This window comes from Tateyamaria sp. syn59 (assembly GCF_007995245.1).
GTDB lineage: Bacteria > Pseudomonadota > Alphaproteobacteria > Rhodobacterales > Rhodobacteraceae > Tateyamaria.
The window spans coordinates 9,030-10,015 of the sequence record NZ_VCBA01000024.1 but is presented as its reverse complement, the minus strand read 5'-3'; the positions used below and the strand labels follow the sequence as shown (position 1 = coordinate 10,015).

The window sequence follows — 986 nt, the reverse complement described above, 5'->3', positions numbered from 1 at the left end:
GGTGTCGCTCAGGCTCAGGCCGAAGGCGAGATCGGTGGTCCCGGTGTCGCCGGCCTCGACCAGCGTCGGGGCGTTAGCGATCGACAGGACCATCGCCGTGGTGTCGTCCTCCGTGACCGTGCCGCTGGCCGTCGTGGCGCCGAGCGTCGCCACCACGCCGGTTCCGGTGGCCCCGGTCAGGGTGACATCCACCATCTCGGCGCCGTTGTCGGCATCGTCGTTGGCGACCGGCATAGTCAGCGTGCCGATCCCGTTGACGAAGCTGACGGTCTGGCTCTGGCCCGTCGCGGTGCCGGTGTCGTAGCTCACATCCAGATCGCCGCTGAAGCCGGTGTCGTCCAGGCTCAGGCCGAAGACGAGGTTGGTGACCCCGGTGTCGCCGGCCTCGACCAGCGTCGGCGCGTCGGCGATCGACAGGACAATCGCCTTGTCCTCGTCCTCGGTGACCATGCCGCTGGCCGTGGTGGTGCCGAGCGTCGCCACCACGCCGGTTCCGGTGGCCCCGGTCAGGGTGACCCCCACCATTTCGGGGCCGTTTTCGACGTCGTCATTGGCGACCGGCATGATCAGCGTGCCGTTCCCGTTGACGAAGTTGACCGTCTGGCTCTGGCCCGTCGCGGTACCGGTGTCGTAGCTCACATCCAGATCGCCGCTGAAGCCGGTATCGTTCAGGCTCAGGCCGAAGGCGAGGTTGGTGGTCCCGGTGTCGCCCGCCTCGACCAGCGTCGGCGCATCGGCGATCGACAGGACAATCGCCTTGTCCTCGTCCTCGGTGACCATGCCGCTGGCCGTGGTGGTGCCGAGCGTCGCCACCACGCCGGTTCCGGTGGCCCCGGTCAGGGTGACATCCACCATCTCGGGGCCATTTTCGACGTCGTCGTTGTCGACCGACACGATCAGCGCGCCGATGCCACCCGCGAAATTGACGGCTTGGGTCTGGGCGGCCGCTGTGCCGACGCTGAAGTTCACCGTCAGAGTGCCGGAGA

Annotated in this window: 1 protein-coding gene; it reads right to left on the bottom strand. The window is 68.1% G+C overall.

The genetic code is table 11. The features are described 5' to 3' along the window. On the bottom strand, nt 1–986 hold a 986-nt coding region (locus FD715_RS22630; RefSeq protein WP_223275033.1), incomplete at both ends, for a hypothetical protein.